The following is a 15,599-nucleotide window of genomic DNA, read 5'->3' as shown; positions in this document are numbered from 1 at the left end:
GCGGGCACGCTCTTCCCCGGGGCACGAGCGTGTCAGGAGACGGTCACATAGAAGCCGTCGTCCTTGCCGTCGATGATCCGGTTGAGGGTCATGAACTGGCCCAGCAGATTCCCGGCGTTGCCGTTGTCCGTCTTCAGCAGCGCCTTCACGGAGAAGTTGTCCTTCGCCGCCCCCGTCTCGTACGTGGACTGGGCGCAGCCCTGGTAGGTGGTGGCGAAGGGGTACTCGTCGCACTCCTTGCCGCCGGCCGCGTAGCCGGTGCCGAACTCGCGCTTGCACGTGGCCACCGCGGTCGACCGGTTCTTCTTGCGACGGGCGCTGTCGTAATAGAGCCGGTTCAACAAAACGGCCGGGCTCTGCCCGGCGACGTTCTTCGCACGATTGGCCGGCCTGGTGCTGCCCGGCGCGGTGAACGCCGTCTTGATGTGCTCGGCTACCGCCTTCTCGGGCGCGCCCTGCTTGGTGCTGTAGTGCAGTGGGACGGCGTAGCTGAAGGCGGCGGCACCGGCCGGGACCTTCAGGTAGGCGGCCTTGTCCCAGCGCGGGGGCAGGAAGAACAGGGTGCCGCTGAGCTCGCCGCCGGGCCGGTAGCCGGGCGGTGGGGTGATCGTCGCGGACGCCTCGGCGACAGCCGAGATCACGTCGTCGCGGACGCTGCCCTGTCCGCTGGAGGCGTTCAGGCTCCTGGTGGAGCCGGTGGCCTGCTGGCGGGCCAGAACATCGAAACTGCGGGCTCCGGGGACGGTGCCGCTCTGCCCGACGCGGGCGGTGGACGGCCACGTCTTGGAGACCTTGACGGCCGGTTTGATCATCAGCCCCGACGTCGCTACCTCGCCGGCCTTGCTCATCCGGGTGAAGTACTGAGTGAGCCGGACCTCGCGGCTGTCTTTCGCGATCGTCCCGATCGACAGGTACACGAACTGCGTCTCGCCGGAAGGCTGGTTGTTCTTCGACCACACCGTGAAGAACACCGCTCCCGAGCATGCCGCGTACCGGGACTTGATGAAGAACTTCTTGTCCGTGCCCAGCCCCCGGATGCACTCGTCCGGTGTCATCGTGCGCGACGGCGCCGGATACGTCACCGTCGGCGTATCGGCGACCGCGGCCGTCTCCTCGGCGGGCCGGCCGAAAGAGGCGGCGGGGCCGACGATGCCGACCGCCTTCTGCGACGTGCTGAACCCGCCACCGCTGCGCGAGAGCGCTGTACGGGCACCACGCTGGAGGTCGGCCAGCGACGGCAGCCTCCTTCCGACAGGAAGCACGGAAGTACGGAAGTACGCAGGTTCCAGTCGGGCGGGGCGGCCTGTGCCGGCTGCGCGAACGGAACCAATATGAGAGAGAGCACGGCAGCGCCGCGCAACAGATTCTTGATCATGACTGCAGAGATATCCATCAAGGGGCCTCTGACGTGCCGAAAGACCCCAGCCGTCAGCCGTTTGGGCGAGCCGCGCCACGGACGCGGCCATGGGCGGGATCCTGCACTGCCGCGTCACCGACGAGAACGCCCGCCGCCAGTGCGTCGCCCTGTGCATTGAAGTAGAGGATCGGGAGCTGCGGCCTGCTCCCCGCCCCGCTCACCTCCTGAAGGGCGAAAGCCATCGTGAGACGTATGTCCAGGGAGTCTTTGCAGCGCCGCAACATCACCACCGCCGTGTCCGGGGCGGCGACCAGCAAGGTCGTCATCTCCCGCGAAGGTCCCGGCCCTTGAGCCCACCTGACCTGCGGCGCCGTGTCGTGTCGTGATGGTTCTGGTTAAGGGGCGGGTAGGTGGCGGGCGAGGTCGGCGGCGATGGCGTCGGTCGGATGAAGGATCCCTTCGGCAGTAATGAGCTGGCGTTGCTGGCCGGTCCGGACCCGGCAGACCGTGCGGCTGCGCAGTGGCTTCCCGGGCGTAGACGGCCAGGACCTGATGGTCTCGCTCGACATCCTCGGCCTGTGCCCTGCAGATGGTCCGCCGGCTCCAGACCGCCCTAATGGTGCGGCGGGCGCTTTGCACTCGGCGCTGCCCCGATCGACAGAACGACCTCAGGCTCCGCGCGCGAGGCGCCCCGTCTTGTCCTAGTTTGTTCATCGATCGACCGTTTTTCGGAAAGGGAGTTTTTCTCATGGCTGAGAAAGCCAAGGGCAAGATGGAACAGGCCAAGGGCAAGGCCAAGGAGGTCGCAGGCAAGGCGACCGGGAACGAGCGGATGAAGGCCGAAGGCAAGACCGACCAGGTCAAGGGCAAGACCCGCGAGGTCGCGGGCAAGGCCGAGGAGCAGGCCCGCGGGGTGAAGGACTCCCTGCGCGACCGCCGTCAGCCCTGACCGCTTCGCCCGCTGCACGTACGGCAGGCCGTGGCGCGGGAAGCGCCACGGCCTGCCGTACGTGCATGGCCAAGGCCCGGCGTGCTTGACGGCCGCCGCCGAGCGACCTGGTCGCCATCGACATCCTGACCGCCGCGCTCGCTCAGACCGACCCGGACGTCCGCGAAGTCCTGGCCGCGGTGACCGCCGCGACCGCTGCGGTCCGCCGACGCTTGGAGCTGCCCGTCGAGGCCGAGGCGATGGCGTCAGCCACGGCGGCGGTGCCCCGGCACGCGCTACGAGCGCCACCCGAGGCCCTGACGCCGTGGCCTCTGGCCCAGATCTCGGGGCAACCGTGGCCGACGCGCTCATGCCGTTCGCAGCGCATGAACAGCGGTAACATGCCGCCCACTCACAGATACCCACCGGGGGATATACAGCGTGGTCGCTTTCCTCGCCGGTCAGCCGGGGAAGGAGGAAATCGGCCCAGTAGTGGACGATGTACGGCTCGTCGAGGAGCCGAAGGGCGAGTCGGTCTTCCTCCGGACGCACCTGGACGATGCCCAGGGGGTGTGCGGAGAGGCTGCCGAGTTTGCAGCAGGCGAGGAAGGCCTCGGCCTCCAGCTGTGCCTGCTCCGGATGGCGGGCCGCGGGGATGGTCAGCGGTTGGCCGGCGGCCGTGAGGAGTGGGTGGAGGGCTTGGTGGGACTCGCCGGTGCTGCGGCGGCGGTCTTCGGTGAGGGCCAGGGCGGCCTGGGGCATCGGGGTCGCTGTTCCGCGCCACACCGGCCCCCGGCGGCGAGCGCTTTGGTGCGATGGGTCAGCAGGTGTCGTACGGGTGGTGATGCTTCTGGCCGGTCCTTCGGCGAAGGGGCGCGGGGGCGTCTTCCATCGCGCGGCCGGGCGTTCACGAGCCCGGCTCCATCGAAGCCGGTGGCGAGATGTCGGGGCAAGGCGCCACAGCAGCCGTGACTCCAACGGGTGATGCTGCTTCGAACAGCGCCGGCCCGGACCGCGCGGACGGTCGCGAGCAGGGCCTCGACGTGTCGGACCGGCTCAGCTCTGCAGGAGGGAGCGGCGGGCGAGCACGAGGTGCCGCCACCGTCCGCGGACGGTGGCTTCGTCGTCGACCCACCGCACGGAGCTGGGCGGGATGGGCAGGTCGGCCATGAAAGCGGCGATGTCGGTGTAGTACGCGTAGTCGCCGCCGACGGTGAGGTCGCGGAGCCGGGCGATCGTCTCGGTGATGCCCCGGCCGTCGCCGAGGACGGCCTCGTGGAAGCAGACGATCAGCTCGAGGATCGCGGTGGCGATGGCGACGCCGGAGATACGGATCTCCTCGCGCAGGACGTGAGCGCGGTCCAGGACGTCACGGTCGGTGCCGGCGTCGAGGAGGAGGGCGGCCATGTCGATGGTGTGGCCGGTCTGGCGCAGGGTGAGGCCGGTGATGAGGTGGCGGGCGAGTTCGATCTCGTCGGCCGCGCGGTCGGGGTCGGTGAAGGCGAGGGTGAAGGCGCGCTGGGCCTGGGAGGTAGCGCGCTCGCCGGCGACGCCGTGCTGTTCGGCCTTGGTAGCGGGCCAAGGCGGAACTGGAGCAGATCCAGGAGCGGCAGCAGGCCATCGTCGAGGCGTTGATCGGGAACTACCGCACGGTGCTCCAGCACATCGACGCCGACAGTCCCGTCCAGGCGGCCCGGGAGAACGCGGCGGAGCTGACCGCCGAGATCCTGACGGCGGTCGGGAAACTCGATCAGGACGCCGCGCCTGACGTGGTTGCGGCCCGGCTCGGCGAGGGGCTCGCACCCGCGCTGCACACCATGGCAAAGGCCCTGCGGGTGCAGGCCGGCGGCCTGGAAGTGCCCGCGGCGGCGGTGGACGATTTTGGCGGGTTCGAGGGGCAGTACGAGCAGATCGAGAAGGTCGCCGCCCATCACGGCAACTACTGGGAGGTACTGCTGTACGGGCACCTGCTCAAGGACCGCTCCACCATGTACGACCTGACCAGCCGCCTGGAGCTGCGGGCGACCTCCGAAGACAACCGTGTCCTGGACGCGCTCGCGCACGCCCGCCGCCACAAGAACCTGCGCGACTACATCCCTGAGCGGCACGAGGGCGGACGCCCGGTCGACATCTCGTTCGCCACGCTGAACTGGCAGAAGGCCGTCCGAGACAAGAACCGGCCGGGTGTCTTCGTGCGCAAGCACTTCGAGGCGATGGTGTTCGCCGCGCTCGCCGAGGAGCTTCGCACCGGTGACGTCGCGGTGGCCGGGGCCGAGGAGTACGCCGACTGGAGCGAGCAGCTCCTGTCATGGGAGGACGCCGAGGCGAAGCTGGGCGACTACCTGGTGGAGGTCGGTCTCGCCGAGCCCGGCGACGACGCGCCGTACGACGCGGTGACGTTCCGCCGGCAGCTGGAGGACAAGCTCACCGTGGCCGCCGCGAGTGCGGATGCCGGGTACCCGGACAACGAGGGCCTGATCATCGACCCAGAGACCGGTATTCCCTCCCTCAAGGCCCACCGCTCCGAAGGGCAGTGCGCCTCGGCGAAGGCCCTGGAGCAGGAGATCAAGGCCCGGATGCCGGAGCGTTCCCTGCTCGGGATCATCTCCCGCACGGCGTACTGGGTGGAGTGGTGGCGTCGCTTCGGCCCCGCCTCGGGCAACGAGCCGAAGCTGAAAGACCCCTTCGGCCGGTACGTGATCACCACCTTCGTGAAGGGCACCAACATGGGCCCCTACGAGGCTGCCCGGCACATCCCCGGCGTGAGCGGGCACGAGCTGTCGCTGGCCGCGAACCGGCATTTCTCCATCCCGACGCTGAACGAGGCAATCGCCGACCTGGTCAACGCACACGCCCGCCTGGACATCTCGCAGGCGTGGGGCGACGGCTCCGCGGTCGCCGCGGACGGCACCCACATGGACATTTACCTCAACAACCTGCTGTCCGAGACGTCCGTGCGGTATGGCAAGCCGGGCGGCATCGCGTACCACCACATCTCCGACACCTACATCGCGCTGTTCACCCACTTCATCCCGTGCGGGGTGTGGGAGGCCGCCTACATCATCGAGGGCCTGCTGAAAAACACGTCCGAGGTGAAGCCGACCACCGTGCACGCAGATACGCAGATACGCAGGGCCAGAGCTTCCCTGTCTTCGCGCTCGCTCACCTGCTGGGCTTCGACCTGATGCCCAGGATCAGGAACTGGAAGGACCTGACCTTCTACCGGCCCACGAAGCGGACCGAGTACGTGCACATCGACGCCCTGTTCGGGGAGAGCGGCCGCAACGTCATCGACTTCGACCTGATCGAGTCCCAGTTCCGGCACCTGATGCGGGTGGCCGTCTCCGTGCGCGAGGGCGCCATCTCCTCCACGCTGCTGCTGCGGCGGCTGCGGGCCGGCTCCCGCAAGAACGCCACCTACACCGCGTTCCGCGAAGTCGGCCGCGTCATCACCGACAACGACCCCGTCGAGCAGGAGAGGACCGCGAAATTCAACGCGCTGCTCACGAACGCGGTGATCTTCCACAACGCCCTGGACATCGCCGAGATCGTGCGCCAGCTCCAGGAGGAGGGCTACGTCATCGACCCCGAGGACCTGGCCCATATCTCGCCGTACCTGACCGAGCACGCCCGCCGCTTCGGCGAGTACTCCACCCATGAGCTCGGCCTCGTGCCCGAGGCGTACGACCCGCATCTGGACGTCGACTTCAGCCCGCTGCGCGGTGACGCCCCGCCCGCGCCGGACGGCTACGGTCAGGCGGCCTGACCACCCATGTCATGTCGCTACTCCAGCGGCCACGCGATGCACACACACTGTTCCATGCCACGCGGAAGGCTCCTGGCACCTACGCCCTGGTCATCCCGTCACCTCCGCGGCAACACCGGCCTGTGGCCGGGTGCGCATGCCCCAGCGGGCGAGGGACGGGCCGGCGGCACCCAGTGTTGCGAAGAACAACGCCAGCAGCAGCCAGCCTGCCGTGCCGAGGCCTAGCACCACCGTGGTGAGGATCGCGGGGGCGAGAGCCTGGCCCGCGTTGAAGCCGAGGCCGAGGACACCTTGGTACTGGCCCTGGGCATGGCCAGGGGCAAGACCGAAACCCAGGGCGAAGCACGCCGAGGACTCCCAGACCTCTCCCAGGCTGTGGACGAAGATCGCCGCCAGGACCAGTCCCGCTGCGGCCCAGACCGGGGCGTACGCCGCCAGCGCCATCATCGGACAGCTGACGAGGAAGAGCAGCCCCGCAGTGCGAAACGCCCTGCCGCCGTCGTACGGGGTCTCGATACGGGAGCCGATCCGGGTCTGCATCAGTACGCAGAAGGCGGAATTGACCGCGAACAGCGCGGCCACCGTCCAGCGCGGCGTTTCGGTGTGCTCGGAGATCCAGATCGGCAGGAGCAGGGAGACCACCGGGTACTGCAGTCCCATGGCCCCGTAGAGGGCGGTGAACGTCAGGAACGGACGGTCCGCGAAGACGAGCCAGCGCCGCTGCTGCGGCGGCGCTGCCAGCACCGGATAGCGGGGCAGCAGAAGCAGAAGCACCGCGCACAGGGCGAAGCTCGCCGCGTTGCCGAGAATCAGCGTGACATAGGCGCCGCGGGTGTCCGCGGCCAGTGCCAGCCCGGCACCCATCGTTCCCAGGACGACGCCCAGGTTGACGAAGGTGCGCAGCTTCGCCCGGAACCTGGCCGGTCGCTCACCCCCGACCCGGGCCACCAGAGCCCCCCACGCCGCCCCTCCGACCGCCGCGGCGATCTGGTCGACCGTCGCGGTGATCGTGAGCGCGGCCCAGCTCTCGACGAGGACGAGGGCCGCCATCGATACCGCCTGGACCGCGAGGGCCAGCATCATGATCACGCGTGCGCCGCGCCGGTCAGCGAGATGACCCCCAGGTATCCCCGCGCACAAGCCGATCACTCCGGCGATGGTGAGCGCGGCGCCGACCTGCACCGCAGGCAGGCCCACGACCAAGGTGAAATAGAGCGCCGACGCCGCGTTGAACAGACCATTGCCGACCCGGTTGACGAAACTGGCGGCGACCAGCACGCGCTCCGGCCCGCTGTCCCCCGCCATCCGGCCTATTCGACCTGCCAAACCGCCCTTGAACATGGACCGCAGGCTAACAGCGCCGCAGAACCCGCCGCAGTCGTACGAAGATCGCGTGCCCTGACGGCGACGCAGGCCCCGACGCGTGTTCCATCCCCTGAAGGCCGGTGTCGGCAAACGATCGTTTGACGACAGGCGCCCGGAGCGTCCAATGAACCCGTGCAATCCGGGGGTTCGAGGCGGCGCGAATCCAATCAGATCCGATGGCGATTGCTGACAGGGTTTAACGACAGACAGGGTCCGATCCTCCGTACGGAAGGGGCCCTTGGTGGCGAACCTGGTCTACAAGCGGGTCTCGACCGACCAGCAGTCGACCGCCCGGCAGAACCTCGTCCTGGACGAGGCCGGGATCGAGGACCCGGTCGTCTTCGAAGAGGACCCGGGTACCTCCAGTCGCCTCCACCCGCTCCAGCGCCCGAAGTTCCGCGCGCTCCTCGACTACGCCCGGCCCGGGGACACGGTGCACATCTCCGAGATGTTCCGCCTCGTACGCGGCACCGGCCACATCCTCGACGTGCTCGACGTCCTCCACCGCGACCAGGTCACCCTGCGCATCCACGACGGCGCGTTCTCCGCGATGGACCTCACCGCCCGTCACCCTCGCACCGGCGAGCTGCTGTCCACCGTGAAGTTCATGGTGCAGACCCTCGCCGCCGCCGGCGAACTCCAACGCGACCTCCAGCGCGAGCTGACCTACGACGGACTGCGCGCCGCCGAGGCCAAGGGCAGCAAGGGCGGACGCCGCCCCGCCATCGCGGCCGGGACGACCGACGTCGTACGCACCGCGTACCTGGAGGGCCGCTCGATCGCCGCCCTCGCCCGCGACCACGGCGTCAGCCGCGGCGCCATCCGCACGGCCGTCGCCGACCTCCTGCCCGACCACACCGCCACCGAAGAGGACACCCCCGCCCCGGAGCTGCCGGTGGCCCTCGACATGCCGGGCAAGGTCGCCGACTTCCTCCGCACCGCCGAGCTGGACGGCGTCGAGCGGGCCGCGCTCGACCAGGGGGTGACCGTACGGCGCGGCCAGGGCTACACCCTGCGCGTCACCGCCGTCCCGGCCGTGCACCACCGGCTCCTCGCCCGCTGCCAGCCGCTCGACGGCGGCCCGGGCGCTCCGGCGGTCCCGACCCAGCGCAAGGCCCGCCGCGAGTACGAGAACCGCGTCAGCACGCTCGCGCCGACCGGACCATGATCGTTCTCACCGGGATTTCCTGTACCCCAACTACTCACACCCGGAATCCCGCTCGATCCCAGCAGGCCGCCGCCTTAGAGGTCCTAACAAAGGCGTTGGACGTGTCGGTGGGTGATCAGGCAGGTCGCGAGGCCGAGGAAGGCTTCGTGGATGTCGTCGCGTCGTTCCCACCGGACGCGCAGGCGCCGGAAGCCGTGAAGCCAGGCGATCGTCCGCTCGACGACCCAGCGGTGGACACCAAGGCCGGAGTCGTGTGGGACGCCGCGGCGGGCGATCACGGGTTTGACTCCGGTCGCCCAGACCAGGCGGCGGTACTTGTCGTGGTCGTAGCCGCGGTCGGCAAGGAGGGTGTCGGGTCGTCTGCGGGGTCGGCCGACGAGGCCGGCGACCGACGGGATCTTGTTCAACAGCGGCATCAGCTGGGTGACGTCGCCCACGGTTCCCGCCGGTCAGCGATACCGCCAGCGGGATGCCCTGGCCGTCGACGAGGACGTGGTGTTTGCTGCCCGGACGTGCGCGGTCGACCGGGCTGGGACCGCTTTTGGGCCCCGTCGATCGGCCCGGACATGGCTGGAGTCGATCACCGCCCGCGACCAGTCGAGCCGCTTGGCCGACCGCAGTTTCTTGAGCAGGACCAGGTGCAGCTGGTCCCACACGCCGGCCTCGTTCCAGGTGGAAAGTCGTCGCCAGCACGTCATGCCCGACCCGAAGCCGCGCTCCTGCGGCAGGTACTCCCACTGGATGCCGGTGTGGAGGACGAACAGGATCCCGCACAGGGCCTGCCGGTCCGGCACCCGCGGCCGGCCCGCCACCTGCTTCGGTGCCGGCTCGGGCAGCAACGGATCGATCAGAGACCACAGTTCGTCCGAGACGATCCACGGCCGGGAGTTCCTCTTCGCCACGAACGGCCCAACGAGCAACCAAGCCGACAGTCACATGATCAACGGCTTCTGTTAGGACCTCTAAGTCCTCCAGCCAGTTCCTGGCTGGGCGCCGTGGCGAGATGCACGCCGCCTGCCGTCGGCTCAGCGTCTGTCCGGACGATCACTCTCGCACCGTCCGTCCATATGCGACGCCGTGGTAGTGAAGAACCGAACGCAGCAGAACCCGGCTATGCCTGGGATCCAGGGTCGGTACCTGTGCGGGGGGTGCTGGGCATGTCGGCTCGCACTCCCATGCGGCCTGCTCCAGCCAGCCTTGACGACATGCTGTTCTCGTCGGCTATTCCGAGGTCATGGCGCATGACATCGCTCATGGCATGGATCCGCGGCCAGAGAGCCTGCTGTGCTTCCGCCGCCGTTTGCAGCGTCTCGCCCGGTCGTGGGTTGCCCTGTTCCAGACGCTTCACCTGCCCATAGACGCGTGTCAGCTCGCCGTTGACTTCGCCGGCCGCCACGAGCACCGCACCAGGCGCGATCATGATCGCCTCCGACCAGCAATTGCGCTGCGCCTCCTTGGCCTCCTCCAGTACCCGCACGTCCTCGTCCTCGACCGCACGATCCCGCATGACATAGAGGTGTCGGCTGAGAGCCGTGGCGAACTGCCGGGCTTCCCGGTGCAGATCGGTGTAGCTCTTGCGGCGCAGCTCGCGGTCCTCACGCGCCTCCTGAATGGACCGGCTCAACGCCAGCTCGCGCCGCTTGGTCCGATCGGCGCCACGCTGGGTCAACAGCGCAGCCCCGAGAGTTCCAGCAACGCCGACCACCGCAATCACTACCGCCCCCATGTCCATGAACAGGACTCTAATGTCCCGAGTCGAAGACGCATCGGCAGTAGCCGGCAGCAGGTCCCCGGTCGTCCGACCACGAGCGGTAACGGCCCGGACACGCCCTTAACGGTCCCTCTCCGCCATTCCACAAGTTTCACCGTAAGCCCGGGGGCGAAGCCGCCGATTGGCGGGCCGGGACCGATCGTTTCTGCTGTAAACCGGTCCCGCCGGGAAGGTGAGTACGAGCGTGGTGGTTGCCTGGCTCTTGGCATACGACAAGATCGGCGTACCCACAGGCGTCCCGTCGGCGTCGGCATCGAGGGAGGACCGGCCTCCGGGTCCGTCGGCAGCGCCCTGTCGAAGCCGGCTGGCGGGGGCTGATCGTCCGCGCCGGTCACGGAATCTGGTCACGTCCCGAGTAACCGGCCCCGTGCCGCCCTGGCCGCCGCCATCCTGACCGGATGGAGGACTTCGAGTTCCACTGCGGAACCTGCTGGGAGATCAACGTCATCACCGGGCGGCCGAAGGGGTTCTGGACCACGACCCACTACGAGCTGCCCGGCGAATGGGCGTGCTGGAACTGCGGCGCGGTCAACACCACGCCCGGCGACTGACCACCCGCCACACCCCCGCCACCAGGCCCGGACAGGATCACGGTCCGGGCCCTCGTGCTGTCCCCACGCTCCCGAGGAGCGGTCCCATACACACCACCGCCCCGGCGCCCGCCCCGCGCCGCTCCTAGTTAGTCGGTCACTGTGTCGGCATGCCGGTGGGCGACCCGCCAGGCGCTGTCTTCCCTGCGGTACACCTGGGTGGCGCGCAGCGTGTACGTACGGGGCTGCCCGTCCACGGAGGTGGAGGTGTGTTCCAGGCCGACGGTGTAGGCCATGTCGCCGCTGACGTCGTAGGCCTGCAGCTCGAATGTGTACGAGGTGCAGTCGGAGAAGGTCTTCGCGAGGCTGGCGAAAAGGGCGTCGAGCTCCTCGCGGCCCGCGGCGCTGCGCCATGCTCCCAGGACGCTCACCGGTTCGGTGCGCGACCAGAGCGCACGTCGGGGAGCGGCGTCGCCGTTGTGCAGCGCGACCTCCGCCTCGTACAACGCGGTCCTGACCCACGTCAGGAAGTCGTCACGATCGGACATGCCTCCATCATCGCCCGGCGCTGCGCCTGTGGCCTGCGCCGCCCCGTACAGGGGACCGGATGGGTCCCGCCCCCGCGCGAAGCGCCCTCCGCCAAGGGCATCGCCCTCCTGTCCGTCACCCGCCCGTTCAGAAACTGACAGGCTCTGCCCCCCGTCACCGCCGAGGTGAACATCACCCAGCCCAGCGAGGTCGCCCTGTACGAGGCAGCGTTCGAGGAGTTGCGCAGCATGGCGGTGTACGGCGCGGCCGCCCGCGCCCTGGTCGTCGAGGCGATCGAGGCACTGCCCAGCGCGCTAACCCCCGACGTGGCATAGGCGCACGGCCCCGAAGCGCTGCCTAGGGTTGGCCCCGGACATGACGAAGCCGCCCCCTCCGCCTCGGCGGAGGGCGAAGATCGTCAGGGCTTTGTCCAGGTGACGGGTGCACTCGTCGACGCGGTCGACCGCGTCCTGGAGAAACCCACCTGGGCTGCTCCCCGCTCGCGTGGGGATGGCCCCGCGGCGATCGACGCCGATCTGTCGGACCGGCCTGCTACCTGCACCCGCGGGGATGGCCCCGCCGCGGCTGCCTCCGGGCGTATAACTGCTGTCTGCTACCCGCTTGCGTGGGGATGGTCTTTCTGGCTGCGCAGGTGCGCGCGGCTTCGCCCTTCGGTGTGGAGGTCCCGCCTTTACGATGACGTCCATGGGGGACCTGATAGCGGTCTGGCTGGTCATCATCGTCAGCGTCGCCGGTTGTGTAACCGGGATCGTGCTGATCCGGTCTGGCATCGGGCTGAAGCGCCGAGGCATACGCGTGGACGCCGAGGTCGTTGGGGTGCGGGAGTACGAAGACGGTGACGGCGACGTGCACTTCTATCCGGTTCTTCGTTTCACGCCCCCGGGCGGTGAAACGGTTCGGGGAGAGTCGTACTCCCGTATCAACGAGTACGTGGCCCCGGACACGATCAGCGTGGTGTACGACCCCCGTCATCCCGAAACGTTCGACGAGAGCCCCGGCAGTGGCATCGTCGGCGGCGTTGTCGCACTGGCCTTCTGCGGCCCCTGGCTCGGCGCCGGCCTGTGGTGGCTCCTCCACTGACCCGCACCTCCTGTCCATGTGAGGCCCTGCTCAGGCGCCGGCGCCAGGATCGGGCTGCCGGCGCCAGACGGGGAGCGTGCTCATGAGGCGGTGGTGGTGACGCGTCGCCAGGCGGCCCGCAGCCGGGTCTCGCTCGTGCTGTGACCGGCGGCCCGGAAGCGGAGCGAGAGCTCGCGGTAGGACAGCGGCGGCGTCTCGCTGGTGTGGAGTTCCGAGACGATCCGCTCCAGGGGAGCATCCCCGCTCGCGCAGGGATGTCCCCACGCTCGGGACGGCGCTCGCAGGATGGCGGGGCTGCTCCCCGCACCTGCGGGGATGGTTCCACCTGGGTCCGGCGCCTGGCCGTGGGCATGGGCCACGGCTGCTCCCTGCGCTCGCGGGGATGGTCCCAACCTGCGCAGCATCTTCGCTCTCGACCCCGACTGCTCCCTGCTCGTGCGGGGAAGGACAACAGGCACAACTGGCCGCACTGCCACTCACACACGACCCCCTGGCCCTCGCACTGCGCCGCCCCTTCAGCAGCCAGAGCACCATCCACGCACACGGACTCCGCGCCGCCCGGCGCTTCTACCGCAGACACCAGCACCTGCGCGTCCCCGCCGACTACACCGACAGACACGACAGCAACCACACCCCATTGGGCCAGTGGATCTCCGACCTACGCACGCTCGCCGCTGCCGACCGCCTCACCCGAGAAGAGATCGACTCCGTCGAAGCCCTCGCCATGGAATGGCTCCCCGGGCTCCGATGCGAAGACACCCCAGCCGTGCTCCTCGCGACGACCGCACGCACCTTCGAGGCCCCCCGGGCCTCCCGCAGGTAGCACCCCCATCCCCGCAGGCACAGTCCCGCGCCAGCCCTCGACCACGTGCCGCGCCCGCATGACTTCCCCGTACCGGCAGGGATGGTTCCGCACCGAGCGCTGACAAAGATCCGCCCGAAGCCCGTTCCCTGCGTGGCCCCTTCGCAAGTGTGTCGTTCGCACCGTGCCCTGTTACCCACGTCTATGTTCTGGTCACTTCGATCGCTTCGGTCGCTATGCGGTGCGGGGTGTGGTGAGTGTTGCCGGCGCACTGACCGTGCCTGAGGCCTGCTCACCGCCGCAGTTACCACCGCTGCTCCTCGTACACGCGGGCCGGCACCATGGCCTTCGCCGCCGACGTGAACGGCCCGTCCCGGTCCATGTTGGCGCCGGGACGGCCCGTAGCACCTTGGAGGAACGGCGGTCATTCTGCTCCCCGCCGCCGACAGGAGTGGTCCCGCCGGAGGTCGGCGAACAGCGCCCGCGCGGTCACTCATCCGTCTCCCAGAAGCCGCGGGTGCCGAGGGGTACTTCGGGTAGCTCCTGGTTGTCCCTCTCGGCCTCGAAGAAGTCCAGCTCCGTGGGGTCCAGGTCCAGCGCCGCGCAGACCTCCTCATGGAGCACGACGAAGGCCATGAACCTCTCCTTCGCCCAGTCCTCGTAGTCGTCCCTGGTCCCGCTGAAGGCGGAAGGCTTGAGGTCGAACACGTCGTTCGCCCAGTTTCGGTACCAGTCGAAGACGTAATTCGCCGCCTCGGCGACCCCCTCGTCGCCCAGTTCGCTCAGCTTGTCGGTCGCTGCGCGGGCGATGGACGCCGCCCTGCGGCACGGCTTCAGATTGCCGGTCGGAAAGCCGGCGGAGGAGAACCCGACCGCCGAGACCAGATCGGAGATGGTCTTGTGCCATCTGGTCATCTCGCTCTGGAACAGCCGGTACGCCCGGATGAGACCGGCTCTCGGAGAAGGATCTTCGGGCGCTACGCGGTTGGGGTCCGAGAGCCGCAGCAGCTCCTTGTAGCGGAACATGGCCTGGCGGTCGATGTCTCCGCGATCGAAGCGGGTGTGGCAGTTCGGGCACAGGACGATCATGTTGTGGAAATCGTGCCTCTGGACGCGGTGCCAGGGCACGATGTGCGCGATCTCCAGAGGGGTTGCGCGGCACGTCGGTATCGCACACCGGTGGCCGGTCTCGACGAAGAGCTGCCGGGCTAACGGGCGAGGCACCTTGGTGCGGTTCGTGGCCATGCGGGAAGCGTAGTAGGCGCCACTGACAGTACGGCCGGGCACAGCGAGACCTTCGCTTCGGGCGAAGGGGAGGGAAGGTCCTCGCGGCTCGGGCGTGTCTGGTGGTGCTCTCCTAGCGCTAATCCCAGTTGTATTCACGAGCTGCGGGCGCGACATCTTCAACCGCTCCCCGCCCACGGTGATGGCCCCTCGAGCTTGGCTCTGTCCTCGAGGCGGTAGGCCTGCTCTTCGCGTCCGTGGGGATGTTCCCGCTCTGCGTCGTGGTTATGACGGGGTCGCTTCCTGCTACCCGCTCGCGCGGGGGTGGCCCGTTTGGCCCGGGCTGTCGGTGCTCAGGTGGGTGATGCGGTTTCCGCAAGCAGGTGCTGCAGGTACGTCGTATGCGGTTTCCGCAAACGGATGTCACGCCTATGTCCTATGCGTTTTCTGTATACGGCGCGGGATGCACGAGTCTGTTCCTTCGTCCCGCACACCCGATGCCCCAGCCTGGCCCGGCCCGCATGCCCTGCCCTGTCCCTAGCTCAGGACCACTGCCCGAGCCCCCGTGTCCGCACTGTGAGGCCGATGGGAGCGCACAAGCTGTCTCCCCTGCCGTCTTCCCGACTGCTGTGCCCGTCACTGTGTTCTTGGATGCCGCCGCCTGCGATGTCGTGGTCACCTGTGCCGCCCTGGCCGCGCGCATCTGTCCGCCGGTCTATCACTGTTCGCCCGGCGGCCGCCCCGCATCGCCAGGCACTCGCGACGTTCTTGCTGCCGTCGGTAAGCCGCCCGGGCTGCCAGGTCCTCGGGGCAGGCAAGGCCAGGCCGTCTGGGTCGCGGCCGGGGCGTGGTTCCTCGTACTGCCCGCAACCCCGGTTCATCGTTCTGCGCGCTCACCTGCTGAGCGCCGCGTCTCTCCCGCGTCTGCTCGCCCTGCGCGAGCGCACCGGCGTCCACCTGGTCGCCGTCTGCCACACCCGGCACCTGCCTGCCGCGCTGCGCACCGCGCTGCGCCACGTCGAGCACCGCACCGTCTCCGCCAACGACACCGCCGCGGGA

Annotated in this window: 16 protein-coding genes and 2 pseudogenes; 9 read left to right on the top strand and 9 right to left on the bottom strand. The window is 69.0% G+C overall.

Annotation, left to right across the window (positions count from 1 at the left end):
• Window positions 1-32 precede the first annotated feature (32 nt).
• Window positions 33-1,262, bottom strand: a complete 1,230-nt coding sequence (locus BLW86_RS00065) for a NucA/NucB deoxyribonuclease domain-containing protein (RefSeq protein WP_177181493.1) — start codon at window positions 1,260-1,262, stop codon at window positions 33-35.
• Window positions 1,263-1,428: 166 nt separating this feature from the next.
• Window positions 1,429-1,683: a hypothetical protein gene (locus BLW86_RS41740; protein WP_177181492.1), complete on the bottom strand. Its 255-nt coding sequence runs from the start codon at window positions 1,681-1,683 to the stop codon at window positions 1,429-1,431.
• 422 nt (window positions 1,684-2,105) lie between these two features.
• On the opposite strand from BLW86_RS41740, the gene BLW86_RS00060 reads away from it, so the two are divergent.
• On the top strand, window positions 2,106-2,306 hold the full coding sequence (locus BLW86_RS00060) for a CsbD family protein (RefSeq protein WP_093872097.1): 201 nt from the start codon (window positions 2,106-2,108) through the stop codon (window positions 2,304-2,306).
• Between the two features lie 1,035 nt (window positions 2,307-3,341).
• Here BLW86_RS00060 and BLW86_RS00055 read toward each other — a convergent pair.
• Complete coding sequence (locus BLW86_RS00055; protein WP_093872096.1) at window positions 3,342-3,692, bottom strand: hypothetical protein; 351 nt, start codon at window positions 3,690-3,692, stop codon at window positions 3,342-3,344.
• A gap of 224 nt (window positions 3,693-3,916) precedes the next feature.
• Here BLW86_RS00055 and BLW86_RS42700 point away from each other — a divergent pair, with 224 nt between their 5' ends.
• Complete coding sequence (locus BLW86_RS42700) at window positions 3,917-5,470, top strand: Tn3 family transposase (protein ID WP_256341121.1); 1,554 nt, start codon at window positions 3,917-3,919, stop codon at window positions 5,468-5,470.
• A complete protein-coding gene (locus BLW86_RS41735) occupies window positions 5,470-6,051 on the top strand; it encodes a Tn3 family transposase (RefSeq protein ID WP_371129426.1) in 582 nt (193 codons plus the stop codon). The genes BLW86_RS42700 and BLW86_RS41735 overlap by 1 nt, the downstream gene beginning before the upstream one ends.
• Before the next feature lie 90 nt (window positions 6,052-6,141).
• Here BLW86_RS41735 and BLW86_RS00045 read toward each other — a convergent pair whose 3' ends face one another.
• Window positions 6,142-7,392 (bottom strand): MFS transporter, encoded by a 1,251-nt coding sequence (locus BLW86_RS00045; protein ID WP_256341120.1) that lies wholly within the window; start codon window positions 7,390-7,392, stop codon window positions 6,142-6,144.
• Between the two features lie 265 nt (window positions 7,393-7,657).
• On the opposite strand from BLW86_RS00045, the gene BLW86_RS00040 reads away from it, so the two are divergent.
• Complete coding sequence (locus tag BLW86_RS00040; RefSeq protein ID WP_093872094.1) at window positions 7,658-8,584, top strand: recombinase family protein; 927 nt, start codon at window positions 7,658-7,660, stop codon at window positions 8,582-8,584.
• Window positions 8,585-8,667: 83 nt separating this feature from the next.
• Here BLW86_RS00040 and BLW86_RS00035 read toward each other — a convergent pair.
• Window positions 8,668-9,486, bottom strand: a pseudogene (locus tag BLW86_RS00035) (IS5 family transposase).
• A 209-nt stretch (window positions 9,487-9,695) separates the two neighbouring features.
• Window positions 9,696-10,316: a hypothetical protein gene (locus BLW86_RS00030; protein WP_177181490.1), complete on the bottom strand. Its 621-nt coding sequence runs from the start codon at window positions 10,314-10,316 to the stop codon at window positions 9,696-9,698.
• Between the two features lie 437 nt (window positions 10,317-10,753).
• Between BLW86_RS00030 and BLW86_RS41390 the strand changes: the two genes are divergently transcribed.
• Window positions 10,754-10,906, top strand: a complete 153-nt coding sequence (locus BLW86_RS41390; RefSeq protein WP_143060187.1) for a DUF3990 domain-containing protein — start codon at window positions 10,754-10,756, stop codon at window positions 10,904-10,906.
• Between the two features lie 128 nt (window positions 10,907-11,034).
• Here BLW86_RS41390 and BLW86_RS00025 read toward each other — a convergent pair whose 3' ends face one another.
• Entirely contained in the window at window positions 11,035-11,433 is a 399-nt protein-coding gene (locus tag BLW86_RS00025; RefSeq protein ID WP_093872093.1) for a YybH family protein, read from the bottom strand.
• 165 nt (window positions 11,434-11,598) lie between these two features.
• Between BLW86_RS00025 and BLW86_RS41730 the strand changes: the two genes are divergently transcribed.
• Both BLW86_RS41730 and BLW86_RS00020 read left to right on the top strand, forming a co-directional pair.
• Window positions 11,599-11,748 carry a hypothetical protein gene (locus BLW86_RS41730; RefSeq protein ID WP_177181489.1) on the top strand — a complete coding sequence of 50 codons (150 nt, stop codon included), beginning with the start codon at window positions 11,599-11,601 and terminating at the stop codon, window positions 11,746-11,748.
• A gap of 370 nt (window positions 11,749-12,118) precedes the next feature.
• Window positions 12,119-12,514, top strand: a complete 396-nt coding sequence (locus BLW86_RS00020) for a DUF3592 domain-containing protein (RefSeq protein ID WP_177181488.1) — start codon at window positions 12,119-12,121, stop codon at window positions 12,512-12,514.
• Window positions 12,515-12,594: 80 nt separating this feature from the next.
• Here the strand turns inward: BLW86_RS00020 and BLW86_RS43865 are convergent, their stop codons facing one another.
• Window positions 12,595-12,873, bottom strand: coding sequence for a hypothetical protein (locus tag BLW86_RS43865; RefSeq protein WP_093872091.1), 279 nt, complete (start codon window positions 12,871-12,873; stop codon window positions 12,595-12,597).
• Between the two features lie 23 nt (window positions 12,874-12,896).
• Between BLW86_RS43865 and BLW86_RS43860 the strand changes: the two genes are divergently transcribed.
• Entirely contained in the window at window positions 12,897-13,337 is a 441-nt protein-coding gene (locus tag BLW86_RS43860; RefSeq protein ID WP_093872090.1) for a helicase associated domain-containing protein, read from the top strand.
• 468 nt (window positions 13,338-13,805) lie between these two features.
• Here the strand turns inward: BLW86_RS43860 and BLW86_RS00005 are convergent, their stop codons facing one another.
• Complete coding sequence (locus BLW86_RS00005; RefSeq protein ID WP_177181487.1) at window positions 13,806-14,561, bottom strand: HNH endonuclease signature motif containing protein; 756 nt, start codon at window positions 14,559-14,561, stop codon at window positions 13,806-13,808.
• A 747-nt stretch (window positions 14,562-15,308) separates the two neighbouring features.
• Between BLW86_RS00005 and BLW86_RS41385 the strand changes: the two are divergent.
• A pseudogene (locus BLW86_RS41385) lies at window positions 15,309-15,599 on the top strand (hypothetical protein); the annotation flags it as partial.

It is taken from the genome of Streptomyces sp. TLI_105 (genome assembly GCF_900105415.1).
Taxonomy (GTDB): Bacteria; Actinomycetota; Actinomycetes; order Streptomycetales; family Streptomycetaceae; genus Streptomyces.
Note: the sequence above shows the minus strand (reverse complement) of the source record. Positions and strands in the feature narration are given on the sequence as shown.